The 16,094-nt window shown below is 69.1% G+C and carries 17 protein-coding genes and 2 pseudogenes; 11 read left to right on the top strand and 8 right to left on the bottom strand.

Annotated features, from left to right (window positions below; all coding sequences use genetic code 11):
* Positions 1-99: 99 nt before the first annotated feature.
* A complete protein-coding gene (locus ACIQCJ_RS25705; RefSeq protein WP_402712737.1) occupies positions 100-453 on the bottom strand; it encodes a VOC family protein in 354 nt (117 codons plus the stop codon).
* Between ACIQCJ_RS25705 and ACIQCJ_RS25700 the strand changes: the two are divergent.
* A pseudogene (locus tag ACIQCJ_RS25700) lies at positions 418-693 on the top strand (MarR family winged helix-turn-helix transcriptional regulator); the annotation flags it as partial. The gene ACIQCJ_RS25705 and the pseudogene ACIQCJ_RS25700 overlap by 36 nt on opposite strands.
* 107 nt (positions 694-800) lie before the next feature.
* Here ACIQCJ_RS25700 and ACIQCJ_RS25695 read toward each other — a convergent pair.
* The 4 genes from ACIQCJ_RS25695 to ACIQCJ_RS25680 all read right to left on the bottom strand — a co-directional run bounded on the left by ACIQCJ_RS25695 (position 801) and on the right by ACIQCJ_RS25680 (position 4,377).
* The gene (locus ACIQCJ_RS25695) at positions 801-1,643 is read right to left on the bottom strand and encodes an alpha/beta hydrolase (protein WP_355347567.1); all 843 of its coding nucleotides are present in this window, start codon (positions 1,641-1,643) and stop codon (positions 801-803) included.
* Positions 1,644-1,729: 86 nt separating this feature from the next.
* On the bottom strand, positions 1,730-2,515 hold the full coding sequence (locus tag ACIQCJ_RS25690) for a glutaminase (RefSeq protein ID WP_402712644.1): 786 nt from the start codon (positions 2,513-2,515) through the stop codon (positions 1,730-1,732).
* 135 nt (positions 2,516-2,650) lie between these two features.
* Positions 2,651-3,310 (bottom strand): NADPH-dependent F420 reductase, encoded by a 660-nt coding sequence (locus tag ACIQCJ_RS25685; protein WP_401314553.1) that lies wholly within the window; start codon positions 3,308-3,310, stop codon positions 2,651-2,653.
* Entirely contained in the window at positions 3,307-4,377 is a 1,071-nt protein-coding gene (locus ACIQCJ_RS25680; protein WP_391127969.1) for an Atu2307/SP_0267 family LLM class monooxygenase, read from the bottom strand. Before ACIQCJ_RS25680 ends, ACIQCJ_RS25685 begins: the two co-directional genes overlap by 4 nt.
* 438 nt (positions 4,378-4,815) lie before the next feature.
* Between ACIQCJ_RS25680 and ACIQCJ_RS25675 the strand changes: the two are divergent.
* The 3 genes and pseudogenes from ACIQCJ_RS25675 to ACIQCJ_RS25665 all read left to right on the top strand — a co-directional run.
* Positions 4,816-5,860 (top strand): annotated as a pseudogene (locus tag ACIQCJ_RS25675) (alpha/beta hydrolase); the annotation flags it as partial.
* Positions 5,861-6,099: 239 nt separating this feature from the next.
* The gene (locus tag ACIQCJ_RS25670) at positions 6,100-6,408 is read left to right on the top strand and encodes an N-acetyltransferase (RefSeq protein ID WP_391127975.1); all 309 of its coding nucleotides are present in this window, start codon (positions 6,100-6,102) and stop codon (positions 6,406-6,408) included.
* 37 nt (positions 6,409-6,445) lie between these two features.
* Complete coding sequence (locus ACIQCJ_RS25665) at positions 6,446-6,856, top strand: (4Fe-4S)-binding protein (RefSeq protein ID WP_402712643.1); 411 nt, start codon at positions 6,446-6,448, stop codon at positions 6,854-6,856.
* A gap of 81 nt (positions 6,857-6,937) precedes the next feature.
* Here ACIQCJ_RS25665 and ACIQCJ_RS25660 read toward each other — a convergent pair whose 3' ends face one another.
* Positions 6,938-7,861, bottom strand: coding sequence for a zinc-binding dehydrogenase (locus tag ACIQCJ_RS25660; RefSeq protein ID WP_402712642.1), 924 nt, complete (start codon positions 7,859-7,861; stop codon positions 6,938-6,940).
* A 213-nt stretch (positions 7,862-8,074) separates the two neighbouring features.
* Between ACIQCJ_RS25660 and ACIQCJ_RS25655 the strand changes: the two genes are divergently transcribed.
* Entirely contained in the window at positions 8,075-8,665 is a 591-nt protein-coding gene (locus ACIQCJ_RS25655) for a TetR family transcriptional regulator (protein ID WP_402712641.1), read from the top strand.
* A gap of 81 nt (positions 8,666-8,746) precedes the next feature.
* Positions 8,747-8,935, top strand: coding sequence for a hypothetical protein (locus tag ACIQCJ_RS25650; protein ID WP_402712640.1), 189 nt, complete (start codon positions 8,747-8,749; stop codon positions 8,933-8,935).
* Positions 8,936-9,074: 139 nt separating this feature from the next.
* Here the strand turns inward: ACIQCJ_RS25650 and ACIQCJ_RS25645 are convergent, their stop codons facing one another.
* A complete protein-coding gene (locus ACIQCJ_RS25645) occupies positions 9,075-9,827 on the bottom strand; it encodes an SDR family NAD(P)-dependent oxidoreductase (protein WP_402712639.1) in 753 nt (250 codons plus the stop codon).
* Positions 9,828-9,970: 143 nt separating this feature from the next.
* Between ACIQCJ_RS25645 and ACIQCJ_RS25640 the strand changes: the two genes are divergently transcribed.
* The gene (locus ACIQCJ_RS25640) at positions 9,971-10,900 is read left to right on the top strand and encodes an AraC family transcriptional regulator (protein ID WP_402712638.1); all 930 of its coding nucleotides are present in this window, start codon (positions 9,971-9,973) and stop codon (positions 10,898-10,900) included.
* Positions 10,901-11,042: 142 nt separating this feature from the next.
* Positions 11,043-11,510 (top strand): MarR family transcriptional regulator, encoded by a 468-nt coding sequence (locus ACIQCJ_RS25635; RefSeq protein WP_391052476.1) that lies wholly within the window; start codon positions 11,043-11,045, stop codon positions 11,508-11,510.
* A 186-nt stretch (positions 11,511-11,696) separates the two neighbouring features.
* Here the strand turns inward: ACIQCJ_RS25635 and ACIQCJ_RS25630 are convergent, their stop codons facing one another.
* Positions 11,697-12,719: a MurR/RpiR family transcriptional regulator gene (locus ACIQCJ_RS25630; protein WP_402712637.1), complete on the bottom strand. Its 1,023-nt coding sequence runs from the start codon at positions 12,717-12,719 to the stop codon at positions 11,697-11,699.
* 264 nt (positions 12,720-12,983) lie between these two features.
* On the opposite strand from ACIQCJ_RS25630, the gene ACIQCJ_RS25625 reads away from it, so the two are divergent.
* From ACIQCJ_RS25625 to ACIQCJ_RS25615, 3 genes are read left to right on the top strand one after another with little or no spacing between them, the layout of a single operon-like run.
* Positions 12,984-14,273: a sugar ABC transporter substrate-binding protein gene (locus ACIQCJ_RS25625; protein WP_402712636.1), complete on the top strand. Its 1,290-nt coding sequence runs from the start codon at positions 12,984-12,986 to the stop codon at positions 14,271-14,273.
* A gap of 1 nt (position 14,274) precedes the next feature.
* Positions 14,275-15,255: a carbohydrate ABC transporter permease gene (locus ACIQCJ_RS25620; protein WP_402712635.1), complete on the top strand. Its 981-nt coding sequence runs from the start codon at positions 14,275-14,277 to the stop codon at positions 15,253-15,255.
* Positions 15,252-16,088 (top strand): carbohydrate ABC transporter permease, encoded by an 837-nt coding sequence (locus ACIQCJ_RS25615; protein ID WP_355347589.1) that lies wholly within the window; start codon positions 15,252-15,254, stop codon positions 16,086-16,088. Before ACIQCJ_RS25620 ends, ACIQCJ_RS25615 begins: the two co-directional genes overlap by 4 nt.
* Positions 16,089-16,094: the final 6 nt, after the last annotated feature.

Here is a 16,094-nt window from a genome sequence, read left to right as displayed (position 1 = left end):
ACGGCCGACGGCCCGCGGTGGGACACGCTGGGCGGCATCGCCTTGTGCGTACCGCCGTTGAGGCGTGCGCCGTTGAGCCGTGCGCCGATGAGCGGCCGATCAGGCCCGGTCGTGGAGCGTGATCTGGTACCCGTCGGGGTCGGCGAAGGTGAACGTCCGGCCGAAGGGGCCGTCGACCGGCGCGGAGACGATGGTGTGACCGTCGGCGACGAGAGCGTCGTGGACGGCCTGGACGTCGGTGGCGTGCAGCCAGATCGCGGCACCGATGCCGGGCTGGGCGACGGACGCGAGATCGGTGCCGGGAACGATGTCGCGCAGTGCGAACGCGATCGGCTTCGTCTCGAAGACGACGGCGTGCGGAGGTCCGGCCTGCGAGCGGACGAGGCCGAGGTACTGCTCGTAGAACGCCTGCGAGGCGCCGACCTCGCGCGCGGCGCGTTCGTCACACGGCAGTCGATGAACGTGCTGCTCCAGACCCTGGAACGGGACGGCTACGTGACCAGGCCCGCGGCGGCGCCCGTCGGGAAGGTCCTCCCCACGCGGCTCACACCGCGCGGCCGACGGAGCCTGGAGAAGGCGACCGTGGCCGTCCGTTCCGTAGAGGTGAGAATGCTGGCCGGCCTGACCGACACCGAGCAGTCAGGCGCGTTCCGAATCCTGCAGAGCATGATCCATTCCCTGCGCGACACCTAAGCCGACGGCCCATGCGGCGCTGGTTGACGCAACATCGTCTGGGAGACGCGGCTCCTGGCCACGCCTTCCAGCGCCTCGGCTCCCGCGCCGCGTCCGTCAGGCCACCGTCACTTCGAGAGGAAGTCGCGCAGCGCGGTGTTGACCTCGTCGGCGTGGGTCCAGAGCAGGCCGTGCGGTGCTCCTTCGACCTCGACGTAGTCGGCCTCGGGGAGCGCCTTGTGGAATCGGCGGCCAGTGGCGTCGATCGGGAGGATGTTGTCCTTCGTTCCGTGCAGGATCAGCGCGGGCTTGCCGCTCGCACGGACCGCCTCGACATCGGCGCGGAAGTCCTCGATCCATGCCGGGACCGCGGCGTACGCGGCCACCGGAGCGCTGAGGACCGCGACGTTCCAGCTACCGGTCACCGCCTCCTCGCTGATACGGGTGCCGAGGTTCTCGTCGAGGTTGTAGAAGTCCGCGTAGAACTGCTTGAACCAGGCGTACCGGTCCGCCTTCGCGGTCGCCGCGATGCCGTCGAACACTTCCTGCGGCACGCCGTCGGGGTTGTCGTCGCGGGCGACGAGGAACGGCTCCAGTGAGGCGAGGAAGGCGAGCTTCGCGACACGCTCATGACCGTGCCGGCTCACGTAGCGGGCGAGTTCCCCCGTGCCCATCGAGAAACCGACAAGGACGACGTCCCGCAGGTCGAGGGTCTCGAGGACCGTGTTCAGATCGGCGGCGAAGGTGTCGTAGTCGTAACCGGAGTTCACCTTCGAGGACTGGCCGAAGCCTCGGCGGTCGTAGGTGATGACCCGATAACCCTGGGCCAGCAGTTCGCGCGTCTGACGTTCCCAACTGTGCCCGTCCAGCGGGTAGCCGTGGACCAGGACGACCGGCTGCCCGGAACCCTGGTCCTCGTAGTAGAGCTCGACCGGCGTGCTGTTCTCCGTGCCGACGGTGATGTAACCCATGGTCTCTTTCCCTTTCCGGCCGACGAACCGAACGCCGACCCGTGTCTTTGAGCCCGATGGCTCGATTTCTGTGCGAGAACTCCGTTTCACCGGCGGCGAGTCGGATGATTCCCCGCTCCGCCGCCGACCGCTTCCCGTGCCGGGCCGCCCCTCGGCGGACGCACGGCCTGGTCCACGGTGTCCACGACGGTGACGCGGCCACCGTCGCCGGGATCGGGATCGGGCATGATCGATTCCGGGTCGGCGAGATACACCTCGTGACCACTCAGCGTCAGCCGACGCACGACCTCCAGCAGCACGCGCCGCGCCGCGCCGTCCATCGAATGGACCCTTGTCAGGTCCAAGGCCACCCTTACGGCCGAAGGCGGAACGGCCATGGCTTCCTGAACGACCCTCTCGGCCATGGCGAAGCCGATGCGGCCTTGCAGTCGCAGGACCCGGAGCGCGTTCGGTCCGCTGCCCACGTCATGGTGGGACCGCGCCACCGCACGCGCGGCGGCGGGGACCTCCATCACACGCAGGCCCATGCCCCCGGAGAATCGTTCGAACAGGGACACCCCGCGAACGCTGTTCCCGTGACGATCCAGGCGTGGTGAGAACGTGGCCATGCCGATCTGTCCGGGGAGCGCGCCGATCAGGCCCCCTGCCATCCCGCTCTTCGCCAGAATGCCGACCCCGCGTGGTGACGAGTACGGAACACTGCCGGATGTAACCGTCCACGACGGCCTCGGGGTCCTCGGTGAGGCCACGCGCTCTGCCGGAAGCAGGTTCTCCGCACCGGCGAGTGCGTGCACGGTGATCGCACCAACGTTGATCATGGGATTGAGAGGGCGCAGTGCCTCTGCCGGATAGTCGGGAATGATCGGCCGCATTCGTCCTCCATGCGCAATCGGCGTCGGGCACCGCCGCACGACGGTGTGTCTGACTGTCCATCCGCGCGGAAGGCGACGAGATGACCGCGGTTCTCCGGTCCGGTCGAGGCGCCGCTGTTCTTCTGCGACGAGTGCTCAAGCAGCCGTGCCGGACTCGGGGGCGGCGGTGAGCGCGCGGAGCCGGTCGATGTCGACGTTGGCTCCGAAGGCGGGGGTTCCCGGCTCGAGCCGGACGCCCGCCGCAAGGCCGCCGATGGCGAGGGGGTCGAATCCGAGTGCGGTGATCAGGTCAGCGACGACGGCGAGATCCTCGGGCGAGTCCCCGGCGATCGCGATGGCCTTGCGTCCGACGGAGCCGACCGGACGGGCCCCGTCCTCGAGATCGTGGTAGCCCATGTGGTTGAGGGCTTTCACGACACGTGCGCCCGTCAGGAACCGCTGAACGGCCTCGCTCGACGACGTGTCGGGCGGGAGGATCTCGTCGCGGGGACCGTCGACCTCCCACCAGTGGTTCATCGCGTCGACGACCAGCTTGCCCTTCAGCTCCGTGACCGGGAGGTCACGGTGTTTGCCGAGCGGGAGGGCCAGGACCACCACGTCGGCGGCATCGGCGGCCCGGGCCGGCCATACGGCGGTCGCTCCGGGCGTGAGGACCCTGGCGGTGAGCGCGACCTTGGAGGGGTCGCCGGACCCGGAGATCAGGACTCGATAGCCGGCGGCGACCGCCAGGCGTGCCAGGACAGTGCCGACCTTCCCGGCTCCCAGGATTCCGATCGTGGTGACAGGGTCAGTCATCGCGTGGCTCCCGCCGAGGCCGCGGGCCGCTCGGACAGAAGTTCACGGACCCGAGGGATGACCTGGGTGCCGTACAGCTCGACCGAACGCAGGCGCGCGGAGGCCGAAACGGTGCCGGCGGCGGAGTAGATCATGTCGAACCGGCCCGCGTCCAGGACCCGGACGGCATGGGCGATCCTCGCCGCGACCGTCTCGGCCGAGCCGACGTACAGCGACCCGCGGTCCACCTCCGCGTCGAATTCCTCCCGGCGGAGCGGCGGCCAGCCGCGCTGCCTCCCGATGCGGTCGCGGATCTCCTTGTACCCGGGGTAGAAGAGCTCCTTGGCCTCTTCGTCGGTGGAGGCGACGAAGCCGGGCGAATGGGTCCCGATCGGCTGGGCCGTTGTGCCGAACTCGTCGCTGGCCCGCCGGTAGAGATCCACGTAGGAAGCGAACCGGTCGGGAGCGCCGCCGATGATGGCGAGCATGAGCCGGAAGCCGTATCGCGCGGTGCGGAGCACGGACTGCGGTGTCCCGCCCACCCCTACCCAGGTGTTGAGACGTCCCGACTCCGTCTTCGGGTACACGTCGGCATCGCGCAGGGCGGCACGCGTGGTGCCGTCCCAGGTGACCGGCTTCTCGTCCAGGAGTCGATGGAAAAGGTCGATCTTCTCCTCGAACAGCACGTCGTAGTCCTTGAGGTCGTACCCGAACAGCGGGAACGACTCGGTGAAAGAACCGCGCCCGAGGATCACCTCGGCGCGGCCGTTGGAGAGCGCGTCGACCGTGGCGAACCGCTGGAACACCCGCACCGGGTCGTCCGAGGACAGCACGGTCACGCCCGAGGCGAGCCGGATGCGCCTCGTGGCCGTCGCGATGCCCGCCAGCACCGTCTCGGGGCTGGAGATCGCGTACTCGGGTCGGTGGTGCTCGCCCAACGCGACGACGTCGATACCGACCTGGTCGGCGAGGACCGCTTCGGTCACCGCGGCGCGGATGGCCTGGGCGTGCGAGACGATGACGCCCTGGTCGTCCCGGGGCCGGTCCCCGAAGCTGTCGATGCCGAACTCGATTTGCGAAACGTCCATCGTGCTCACTCGCTCAACGCTTTCGTCGGGTCGGGGCATGGCGATGCGTGGTTCGTGACCGCCGGGCGGGACATCCGTCCCGGGCGACCTGTGCGCGGATTCCCCGCCGGTCAGGTGCAGCGACCGCATCGCCGTCGCTTTAGTTGACATGTAAACCATGTCACTCTCATGGTTGAGATGTCAACTAGATTCCGGTGCGACACCCTCGCCAGCAGTGGATGGAGGGGAGGCCGGGCACAGACCTCCGGCCCCTGACGAGGATTCCTCGCCTGACGCGGGCCCGCATGGCCGTGCCGCCCACCGGCAGGGGCCGCTGCGGCCCCGCAGGAAGGTACTCGCTCTCAGCCTCACCGTCGTCGCGGTCGCGGCGACCGCGCTCGCGGCCGCTTCCGCGGCGACGACGGACACGCCCAAGGACACCGCGGCACCCCTGAAGTGGGGACCGTGCCCGAAAGAAGCCGCCGCGCCGCGCACGTCATCCGGGAGGCGACGTACGCGCGTACCGTCGCCGGCAGTGCACCGGCTCGCGCAGCGCGTCGATGCTGCCGCACACCACCACCGCCAACACCGCGCGGGACATGGACCGCATCCGGGCGGCCCTGGGCGAGCGCAGCTCTCGTACCTCGGAGCCTCATACGGCACCTCGCTGGGTTCGGTCTACACCACCCTGTTCCCCACACGCGGCGACCGCATCGTCCTTGACAGCAATCTGGGGCCCCAGGGCTACGACACCGGCGCTTTCCGGCTGGTCGCCAAAGGCATGGAGGAGCGCTTCCCAGACTTCGCGGACTTCGTGGCCGACCATCCCGGATACGGCCTGGGCACCACGTCCCGTCAGGTGACCGCGAAGTTCTTCGACCTCGCCAAGCGGCTCGACGACCATCCGGTCGGGGGTGTCGCCGGGACGATGTTCTGCGGCAGGACACTCGACGGTCCCTATGCCGACACGCTGTGGCCGGATCTGGCGAAGACCTGGCAGTCCCTCGACCAGGACACGCCCGTGCCCCCGGCCGTGCCGCCGAACGCGGAGAACTCCATGGCGGCCCGTCTCTACGTCCTTTGCGCGGACACCCGCTGGCCCACGAAGATCGGGGAGTACCAGCGTGACGTGGCGATGGACCGGCTCCTGTATTCGAAGCTGGGCGGGTCCACGGCCAATATCGGGCCCTGCGCTTTCTGGCCGCACACGTCCTACGAGCAGCCGGTGAAGATCGGCGACCGCGGCCCTTCGAACATCCTCCTCGTGCAGAACACGCGCGACCCCGGAACCCCGCTGATCGGGGCCAAGAAGCTGCGCTGGGCGCTGAGCGGCCGGGCCACGATGGTGACCGCCGACGAAGGCGGACACGGTGTCTACCCCTTCGGCCGCGATACGTGCGCGAACGACGTCGTGACGACCTACCTGGTCGCCGGGAAGCTTCCGACCCACGACACGACCTGTGCGGCCGAGCGAGCCTCATGGAAAACACCTACAACAGGCTGAATGGTGCCGGGGCCCGAGCTGGTTCGGGCGGCGATCAGCCCTCTCAGATCCTGTACCTGTGACGTTCAGGACTGCTTGACGCGTCAACTATGACCTTCTAGTGTAGATGACGCGTCAACCACATTCTTCCGGTCCCGCCCGTCCGCCGCCGTTCCCACCGCGCGGTGTCGAGCGGCCGGTGCGCTGCCGGAGGCCCTCCGGAGCAGAGGTGGCGTAACCGGATACCACGAGGAGGACACATGGCGGTCGAAGTGAGGGACGCGCCCGAGGCGAAGCGCTACGAGGCCCGTGTCGACGGAGACGCCGAAGTGGCGGGCGTCGCGGAGTACATCCGTACGGCGGAGCTCATCGCGTTCGTGCACACCGAGGTCCGAACGGAGCACGAGGGGGCGGGAGTCGGATCCGCGCTGGTGCGTACCTCGCTCGACGAGGCACGTGCAGCGAACCTGCGGGTTCTGGCCACGTGCCCCTTCTACGCGGGCTGGATCAGCCGGCACCCGGAGTATCAGGACCTGCTGTACCAGTCCCGCAGCAAGGTCAGTGACTGACGAGCCGAGTACGGCAGGAACGGAGACGGGCGCGAGGATGAACAGTGGATCCGAGCAAAAGGCGTACCGGGCGGAGTCGATCACGGTGACGTTCGAGGCGCGGCGCTGCCTCCACGCCGCCGAATGCGTCCATGGTCTGCCCGAGGTCTTCGACCTGGAGAAACGACCGTGGATTCAGCCGGACAACGCCACGGCCGAGCGCCTGGCGGAAGTCGTGCGGCGCTGCCCCTCGGGCGCGCTCCAGTACCGACTCGTCGAGGGTGGGGCGGAAACCCCCGACCGGCCCACGACGGTCACGCACAGTTCCACCGGGCAGTTGACCGTCCGCGGGGAGCTGAGCGTGGAGACGCCGCAAGGGGTGCGCGCTGAGACCAGGGCCGTGTTGTGCGGCTGCGGTCAGAGCCGCCTCCAGCCGTACTGCGACCACGCGGGGCCCTGCGGTCAGTGACACGACCGGTGCCCCGGCGCGCAGTGGGGACACCGCTCGGCTGAGTTCTCGTCAGCGGCGCCGAGAACGACTCCGCCCGCCTCACGCGCCAGAGGTCGGCCGGATGCTTCCGTCAGCCTCTGTGCGGCCGACTTCGACCACCGCCTTGCCGTGGAGCGTGCGCGTGAGGAGCCGGTCGATCGCTTCGTCGACGCGGTGCCAGGAGCCGCGCCACGCCACTGACGGAGTCAGGTCCCCCATGGCGACCCGCTCGCTCAACCAGCTGAGGTCAGGAGGCAGCGGAGCGCCGTCGAGCTGGTGGAAGGTGACGATGCTGCGGTTGTGACGCGCCGGGCCGGCGATGAGGGCACCCGGCGGGAACGACTCCGACTCGGGAGCGACGTGCCCCAGGGCGACGAGCACCCCGTCCCGCTCCAGGAGGTCGAACGCCTCCACGAGGAGCGCGCCACCGACACACTCGACGACTCCGTACACGGATCCGGCGTACTCACTGGGACGAGAGACCACCTCGGCGGCACCGAGAGAGCGCAGCTCGTCGGCGTACGGCGCGGCCGAGCCGGTGACGGCGACGACCGTGGCCCCGCCCATGCGCGCGAGTTGCACCGCGTAGCGTCCGACTCCCCCGGTGGCGCCCGTGACCATGACGGTTCGGCCGAGGATGGGGCCGATGCGCCGTAGCGCGCGCAGAGCACTGTTGGCGGCGACCGGGATGGTGCTCACTCCGCCGAGATCCGCGTCCCGGGGAACCACACCGATCATCGTGGTGTCCGCGACCCTGTACTCGGCCCAGCCGTTCGCCTCGTCGAGTGTGATGACAGGCGTACCCACCGGGGGCCCGGAGCCGTCGCGTGCGGCTTCGACGACATGTCCGGCCGCTTCCCACCCCGGAATGGCACCGTCGGGCAGTTCGCGCGCGGTCACGATCTCCCCGTAGTTGAGCGAGAACGCGTCTACCTTCACCAGGACCTGGGAAGGGCCGGGCCGAGGTGGTTCGGCCTCGCCCACCCGGAGCGCCGTACCGCGCGTGTGGTCGACCATCAGTGCTCTCACGGAAGCCCTCCTCGATGTGCCACTGAGAGGCACATGCTACCAAGTGGCGCATCGAGGGTTTCACGGTAGGCTGCACGCGTGGATGGCGCCAGACCGGTCGGAGGGCAGGGCGGAGCCCGGCCGGAGACACTCAGGGAGCGCAAGAAGGCGCAGACCCGCCGGGACCTGGTGGTCCATGCGCTGGAATCCTTCACCCTTCACGGCGCGGACGCCGTCACCCTCGACGACTTGTGCCTTCAGGTGGGCGTCTCGAAGCGCACGTTCTTCCGGTACTTCACCAGCAAGGAAGACGCGGCGATGACGCCGTTGCAGGATCTGTGGCGCGAGTTCCTGCGGCGGCTGGATTCGGAGCCGCAGTCCCGCGACGCCGACGCGACAGTCCTCTCCGTCCTGCGCGACACCCTGGTCGCCTCCATCCGCGAATGTGCGGCTCGGGACGCGAACTGGACCCGGCTCACGCTCCTTGCGCTCGGGCTCGACGCCGTCCACCCGTCGTTCACCGCGCACAATCTCCGGTTCTGCGACGAGGCCGTTCAGGCTGCGCTGAGCACCCTGGCACCGGTCCTGGGCATTTCGGATACGGACGATCCCAGGCCCAGGCTCCTGCTCGACCTCTTCCTCGTCGCCTCGCGTGACGCCCAACGAGTCTGGATGCGGCGCCCGGAAGACGGCGACAGCGCGGAGAGTCTCGTCCTTCTCCTCAACCGCACCGTCGCCGCGCTCCCGGCGAGTCTCGAACTCAAGGCGCCTCAAGTCTGATCGCTCACGCGTCCACGCCGACCCTTCCCTCCGGCCCGTGGCTCGGCTCGCGCCAGGAACGCGCACCGCTCCGGCGCGCCCGTGCTGGCACTCGCCTCACATATCCCGTCACGTCAGATCGGCACCGGTTTCTTCCAGGAGAACCACCTGGAACGGCTGTTCGTCGAGTGCGGCGAATACCGCGAGATGATCAGCACCTCCGAGCAGATGCAGGGGTACTGCGGAGGCGGGCGCTCTCGCACGACGGACCGTTCCCGGTCGACCTGGTGACCGACCCCGACGCACTGTCGATCCGCCGCACGTCTCGGCCGCTTCGGCCTTGGGGGCCGACATCGCACGCCCGGTGGCGCTTCCGTACGGGCTCGTCGGCTGCGTCGCCGAAGGCGACCTCGGGGTCGTCCCGTCCACGTCAGATCTGGTTGGTGCCGCCGTCGACGTAGATGTTCGCGCCGACGACGTAGCTGCTCTGCTCCGAGGCGAGGAAGGCCACGACCGCGGCGGCTTCCTCGGGCTGGCCCATGCGGCCCTTGGCCACGGTCGCGGCGACGTTCTCCTTGACGGCCCGGGCGGTCTCCTCGTCGCCGAAGGCGGCGGTGCCCCCGGGCGTCTCGATCCATGCCGGCGAGACCACGTTGACCCGGATGCCGCGGGTCTTGAGCTCGTTGGACCACGTCCGCGCGAAGGACCGGACGGCCGCCTTCGACGCCGCGTAGGCGCCGAACGCTTCCACGCCGCGGTCGCCGGCCGTCGAGCCGACCAGGACGACCGACGCTCCGTCGTTGAGCAGCGGCAACGCCTTCTGCACGGTGAACAGCGTGCCTCGGACATTGACCCCGAAGGTCTGGTCGAAGTGCTCCTCGGTGGTCTGTTCCAGTGTCACGAACGCGCCGATCGCCGCGTTCGCCACGAGCACGTCCAGACCGTTGCCTCGCGCCCGGACGGCGGCGTAGAGCCGGTCCAGGTCCTCCGGCTTCGCGATGTCGCCGACGACCGCGGTGGCCCGGTCCGCTCCGATGGTCTTGACGGCGGCCTCCAGCTCGGACGCGCGGCGGCCGGTGACGAAGACGTACGCGCCCTCGTCCGCCAGCCGTACCGCGGTGGCCAGACCGATACCCGTGCTGCCCCCGGTGACCACCGCCGTCTTGCCTTCCAGCTGTCCCATGTGGATGTCTCCCTCACCGTCCCGGTGCCCATCTGTACGACATCGATACTGCGGGAGCAGTGGAGTACGATCAATGACGGATAGTCTTCCATTGTTTACGTATCGTCCAGGAGGTGTCGTCGATGCTCGGGTTCGGGGATCCGGTGGCCGACGCGATCAGCCTGCTCCGGCCCCGCACGGTGATCGGGCCCAATCTCCGGGCCTCGGGAAAGTGGGCTCTGCGCTTCGACACGTTTCCTCACGTGCGGGTCGGGGGTCTCGTACGCGGCACGTGCTGGTTGATCCTCGAAGGGCACGAGCCGGTGCTCCTGCGGGAGGGTGACACCTTCATGCTGGGCAACCCGCAGCCTTACGTGCTGGCCAGCACGCTCGACGCAAGCCCGCGCCCCGCGGAGCCGGTATGGGCGGGCGCCGACGACGGATTCGTGCGGATCGGCCCGGAGTCCGAGGAGGACCTCTGCCTCTGCGTCGGGCACATCGCGTTCGACGACAGGAACGCGGCACTCCTGACCGATCTTCTGCCGCCGCTCGTGATCGTCCGCGTTGGCGATCCTCATGGCGGGCGGCTCGCCCAGCTGATCGATCTCCTCGCCACCGAGGTCGGGATCACCGCCGCCGGTGGCCCGTTGGTGCAGAACCACCTCGCGCAGATCCTGCTCGTGCACATGCTCCGCGCCCACGCCGGTCAGACCGACCGGCCCACCGGCTGGCTGGGCGCCCTGAACGAGGACGGCATCGGTGCCGCCCTGCGCGCCGTGCACGCGGACGTGGCCCACTCCTGGACCCTCAAGGAGCTCGCCGAGATCAGCCACATGTCACGTTCCGCGTTCGCCCATACCTTCAAGAGCCACGTCGGTGTCCCGCCGCTGGAGTACCTGATCCAATGGCGCATCAGCCTCGCCCGCGACGCCCTCGCCCGCGACACTCTGTCGATCTCCGAGCTGGCGCGCGCCACGGGTTACCGGTCCGAGAGCGCGTTCAGCACCGCGTTCCGCCGCGTCGTCGGCTCATCGCCCGCACAGTTCCGGAACCAGGAACGGCAGTCATCACGCTCGGCCGCGAACGGAAACTGAAGGAGCCGTCCCACGCTCAGCCGACACCGCCCGCGCTCGCGACTCATACGGCGGATCCGCGGGCCTGACATGGGGACATCGGGTCGCGTCCTGCTTGCCACGGAAGCAGGTGAGATGTCAACAACATCGATAGACTGTGCGCATGGACGTGACGCCACGCTGGCTCGAGCCGGAAGAGAAGGCCGCCTGGGACAGCTTCATCCGCATGCAGGAGACCCTCATCGGACGGCTGTCCCGCCACGTCCAGACCGACTCCGGAATGTCCGCGTCCGACTACATCGTGCTCTCCAGCCTCACCGAAAGGGGCGGGGGGCGCATGCGGTTCCTGGATCTGGCCAAATCCGTGGAGTGGGAGAAGAGCCGGATGTCCCACCAGGTCTCGCGGATGACGAAACGCGGGCTCACCGTCAGGGAGGAATGCCCCGACGACGGCCGTGGAGCATTCGTCGTCGCGACTCCCGCCGGCTACAAGGCGATCGAAGACGCCGCGCCGATGCACGTGGAGCGCGTACGGCGCCTGTTCGTCGACGCCCTGACCCCGAGTCAGCTCAGCACGCTCGCTCTGATCTCCAAGAGAATCCTGGACCACATCGAGAAGCAGCCGGACTGACCGGGCGTCACCGTCAGTTCACGTCCTGCCCGGCCGCCATGGCCTCGTCAGGTGCTTCGAAGGGGGCTCGGACGGCCGCGGAGCCGGCACCGGAGCGCTGGGCTGAGGGCAGTACCGCGCACGGAGGGCGTCGGCGTAGAAGGCGGCAGGGCGGTGGCGGCGGGCGAGTCGAGCGGTGTGGCGGGGTCAGTGGTCCTCGGCTGACGCGCGTCGGCCGGGGTGGGGGTGGGGGCGGCGCTGGTGCACCACGCCGTAGGTCTGCGCGAGCGCGGCGGTCGTGCGGTCGTACGAGCGCTGGGCGATTCCGACGAACAGGCAGTCGACCACGGCCAGTTGGGCGATCCGGCTGGCGGTGGAGCCGGACCGCAGGGGCATCTCGCGGACCGCGGTGGTGAGCACCAGGTCGGCGGACCGGGTGAGCAGCGAGCCCGCGAAGTTGGTGAGGGCGATGGTGGTCGCCCCGCGCTCGGCGGCGGCCTCCAGGGGGTCGACGGTGTCCACGGTGGCGCCGGAGTGGGAGATGCCGACCGCCACGTCGTTCTTGCCGAGCAGGGCGGCGGCGGTCAGGGCCGCGTGCGCGTCCGTCCAGATGAACGCCATGAGGCCGATGCGGTGCAGTTTCTGGTGCAGGTCCTGGCCGACGAAGCCGCTCGCCCCGATGCCGAAGATGTCGATCCTGCGGGCCTGGGATATCGCCCGTACGGCCAGTTCCAGGGTGTCGAGGTCGAGGTTGGCGCCGGTCTCCTCCAGCGCCCGCGCCTCGTTGTACACGATTTTGTCCACGACCTGGGCGAGGGTGTCCGCCTCGCTGATGTCGCCGCTGGCCCGTAGCCGGTCCGCGCTCTGCGCGTCCTCGCGCGCCGCCGCTCCGGCCAGCGCCACGCGCAGGTGCGGGTAATTGCGCAGCCCGATCGTCCGGCAGAAGCGCATCACCGTCGTCACCGAGGTCTCCGCCTGCCCGGCCAGCGCCGTGCTGGACAGCCGCGCCGCCCCGGCCGGATCGCTCAGGATCGCCGCCGCGACCCGCTTCTCCGCGGGCTGGAGGGAGGGGACGGCGCCGCGGATCCTGACCAGTACGTCACCGGCGAGCGCGTCGTCGGGCGCCCGGTGCGCCGTGACGCCGGAGACGGGAGGGGCCGCCGCGGTCGGAGGGACCGCGGCGGACGCGTCCTGCGCGGTGGGCACGGGCAACAGTGCGCGCTTGGCCATGGCTTCCTCCAGATGACGTCAGCGACAGCGTAGCTCGGAGATGATGTTAAAAACGAACACTATGACCGCCGCTCGCGGTAGTTATTGACGCGTCAGGCCGTCATCTCCATACTTGCCGAATCACCGCAGCCCAAGGGCGGTCCGCAGCCGGACCGTCCGGCCATGCCGTACGCCCGACGGGCGGGGCTGCGCGTACGGGGGACGGCGCCGCCGGGGTCCCCGTCCGACACCTCTGGCACCGCACCGCGAAGGAGACACAGCTCGATGAGATCTATGTGCAAGGCAGGCATTGCCGGGCTCACCGCGGCCGTCTTCCTGCTCACCGCGTGCGGGAACGACGGCTCGTCCTCCTCTTCCCCCTCCTCGGCCGACGGCAAGTCGCTGACCTGGTGGGTCATGAAGGGCACCAACCCGGACGCGACGGCCTTCTACGCCGCGGCGAAGAAGGAGTTCGCCGCCGAGACCGGCGCCACCTTGAAGATCCAGGAAGTGCAGTGGGCCGACGCCCACGACAAGCTGGTCCGCGCCTTCGCGGGCGGCGGCGGTCCCGACGTCTCGGAGATCGGCACCACCTGGACCCCGGAGTTCGCCGCCGCGGGCGGGCTCACCGACCTCACCCAGCAGATCGACTCCGCGGGCATCTCCAAGGATCTGATCCCCGCGCTGAAGGACTCCGCGACCTACGACGGCAAGCAGTACGGCGTCGGCTGGTACGCCGGTGTGCGGGCGATCGTCTACCGCAAGGACGTCTTCACCGAGCTGGGCCTGAAGACCCCGGCCACCTGGGCCGAGCTCGAGCAGACCGTGAAGACGCTCAAGCAGAAGAAGCCCGACATGATGCCCATGCCGATCGCCGGCGCCAGCTCGTACGCCTCGGCGCCCTTCATCTGGGGTGCGGGCGGTGACTTCGCCAAGGACAGCGGCGGCAAGTGGACCGGCACCCTCGACTCGCCGCAGGCCCGGGCGGGCCTGGAGTTCTACACCAACCTCGCGCTCAAGGACGACTCCTCCAGCGTCGGCGCCTCGACCTGGAAGGAGACCGACCTGCTCGACTCCTTCGTCAAGGGCAAGGCCGCCATGGTGATCCAGGGCAACTGGACCCCGAAGACCGCGATTGCCACCGACCCCACCCTCAAGGACAAGATCGGCGCCTTCCCGATCCCGGGCAAGGACGGCGGCATCGCGCCCGCGTTCCTCGGCGGCTCCAATCTCGCGGTCCTCAAGACCAGCAAGAACCCCGATCTGGCCTGGAAGTTCATCAAGATGATGACCACCGGCGGCCTGAGCAAGCAGTGGGCGGACCAGGCGGGTTACTTCCCCAGCACCACCACGCAGCTCAAGCAGTACGCCAACAGCCCCGACCCGCTGGTGGCGCCGTTCGCCAAGACGATGCTCGAAGCGGGCAAGAACGTGCCGAGCGCGCCGCAGTGGGGCGCCGTCGAGGGCGACCAGACCGTGACGCAGATGCTCCAGTCGATCCTTACCGGCACCTCGGTGCAGAAGGCCACCACGACAGCCTCTGACTCCATCACCAAGACGCTCCAGGGGAGCTGACGTGGAGGACGTCACCGTGACCGACGGCGTGCGCACCGTCCCCGCACTCGCGGAGGACGTGCGCCGTCCGGTCCGGCGCACGCCGCCGCTCGTGGCCCGGCTGCGGCCGTGGCTGCTGCTCGCCGCGCCGCTGGCCGTGATCGCGGCGCTGCTGCTCTACCCGATCGTGCGCGTCACCTATCTGTCGTTCCAGCGCTACGGCCTGAAGGAGATCATCTCCGGCCACCCGACGTACATCGGTGTGGACAACTACCGCGAGGCGCTGGCGGGCTCGTATCTGTGGCACACCGTGCTGCCGAACACCGTGCTCTTCGCGCTGGTCGCCGTCGCGGGCACCATCGTCTTCGGGACGCTGGTGGCGCTGCTGCTCCAGACCCTGGGTCCCAAGTCGCGGGCCGCCGTCATCGCCTCCGCGCTCATCGCGTGGGCGCTGCCTGCGGTCACCGGCACCTATGTCTGGGTGTGGATCTTCGATCCGGACTCGGGCCTGGCCCGGCGGGCCTTCCAGAGTGTCGGGCTGCTCGGTCCCGACGGGTACAACTGGTTCACCGACCGGCTGTCGTTCTACTCGATCGCCGAGCTGAACGTGATCCACCACAGCTACCCGTTCGTCGCCATCACCGTCTTCGCCGGGCTGACCACGGTGCCGCAGGAACTGCACGAGGCGGCCCGGCTGGACGGCGCGAGCGCCTGGCAGCGGTTCTGGCACGTCACGGTGCCGGTGATGCGGCCGGTGTTCGCCGTGGTCACCGTGCTCTCGACGATCTGGGACTTCAAGGTCTTCACCCAGATCTACCTGATGCCGGGCGGCGCGGGTTCCAACCCGGACGTGCTCAACCTCGGTGTGTGGTCCTACATGAAGGCGATCAACCAGAACCAGTACGGGCTGGGCGCGGCCATCGCCGTCCTGCTCACCGTCGTCCTGCTGGCGATCACCGCGGTGTACCTGCGGGTGCTGTTCAAAGAGGATGAGATCCGATGACTGCCAGATCCTCCAACTGGGTCAGGACCGGCAAGTTCGCGGCCACGGCGCTGGTCCTGCTGTTCACGCTGTTCCCGGTGTACTTCATGCTCTCCACGGCGCTGAACGGGCGGGCGAGTTCGGGCACGGACAGCCTGTTCCCCACGCACTTCACGATGGGGCACTTCTCGAAGGTGATGTCCTCGGGGGCCTCGGGCGGCTTCGGCCGCTACATGGTCAACTCGGCGATCGTCACCGTGATCGTGGTGGTCGCCTCGGGTGTGCTCGCGCTGCTCGGCGCGGTCGCCATGGCGCGCTTCCGGTTCCGGCTGCGCACCACCGTGCTGGTGCTGATCCTCGTGGTGCAGATGCTGCCCGCCGAGGCGCTGGTCATCCCGCTGTTCCTTCAGATGAAGGACTTGCGGATGCTCAACTCGCTGCTGGGCCTGGCGGTTGTCTACACGGCCTTCGCGCTGCCGTTCGCGATCTGGAATCTGCGGGGCTTCGTGGCCGCGGTGCCGGTCGAGTTGGAGGAGGCCGCCTACCTGGACGGCTGCTCCTGGTGGCGGATGTTCCGCTCGATCCTGCTGCCGCTGGTCGTGCCGGGACTCATCGCCACCAGCGCGTTCTCCTTCGTCCTGGCCTGGGAGGAGTTCACCTTCGCGCTGACCTTCCTGTCCGACCAGAACAGGATGACCGTCGGCGTCGGCCTCGCGGAGTTCCTCGGCCAGAACACCAACGACTGGGGCGGCCTGATGGCGGCCTCCACGCTGGTGACGATTCCGGTCGTGATCGTCTTCGTGCTGGCCCAACGACGGCTGACCATGGGCCTGGTGGCCGGCGCCGTGAAGTGAGGACTC

Origin of the sequence: Streptomyces sp. NPDC093221, assembly GCF_044753885.1 — a bacterium.
Taxonomy (GTDB): domain Bacteria; phylum Actinomycetota; class Actinomycetes; order Streptomycetales; family Streptomycetaceae; genus Actinacidiphila.
Note: the sequence above shows the minus strand (reverse complement) of the source record. Positions and strands in the feature narration are given on the sequence as shown.

What these genes read in the sequence shown, in the direction of transcription:
- ACIQCJ_RS25695 (WP_355347567.1), bottom strand. Translation starts at nt 1,643, where the DNA reads ATGGGTTACATCACCGTCGGCACGGAGAACAGCACGCCGGTCGAGCTC.
- ACIQCJ_RS25690 (WP_402712644.1), bottom strand. Translation starts at nt 2,515, where the DNA reads ATGCGGCCGATCATTCCCGACTATCCGGCAGAGGCACTGCGCCCTCTC.
- ACIQCJ_RS25685 (WP_401314553.1), bottom strand. Translation starts at nt 3,310, where the DNA reads ATGACTGACCCTGTCACCACGATCGGAATCCTGGGAGCCGGGAAGGTC.
- ACIQCJ_RS25680 (WP_391127969.1), bottom strand. Translation starts at nt 4,377, where the DNA reads ATGGACGTTTCGCAAATCGAGTTCGGCATCGACAGCTTCGGGGACCGG.
- ACIQCJ_RS25670 (WP_391127975.1), top strand. Translation starts at nt 6,100, where the DNA reads ATGGCGGTCGAAGTGAGGGACGCGCCCGAGGCGAAGCGCTACGAGGCC.
- ACIQCJ_RS25665 (WP_402712643.1), top strand. Translation starts at nt 6,446, where the DNA reads ATGAACAGTGGATCCGAGCAAAAGGCGTACCGGGCGGAGTCGATCACG.
- ACIQCJ_RS25645 (WP_402712639.1), bottom strand. Translation starts at nt 9,827, where the DNA reads ATGGGACAGCTGGAAGGCAAGACGGCGGTGGTCACCGGGGGCAGCACG.
- ACIQCJ_RS25635 (WP_391052476.1), top strand. Translation starts at nt 11,043, where the DNA reads ATGGACGTGACGCCACGCTGGCTCGAGCCGGAAGAGAAGGCCGCCTGG.
- ACIQCJ_RS25630 (WP_402712637.1), bottom strand. Translation starts at nt 12,719, where the DNA reads ATGGCCAAGCGCGCACTGTTGCCCGTGCCCACCGCGCAGGACGCGTCC.
- ACIQCJ_RS25625 (WP_402712636.1), top strand. Translation starts at nt 12,984, where the DNA reads ATGAGATCTATGTGCAAGGCAGGCATTGCCGGGCTCACCGCGGCCGTC.
- ACIQCJ_RS25615 (WP_355347589.1), top strand. Translation starts at nt 15,252, where the DNA reads ATGACTGCCAGATCCTCCAACTGGGTCAGGACCGGCAAGTTCGCGGCC.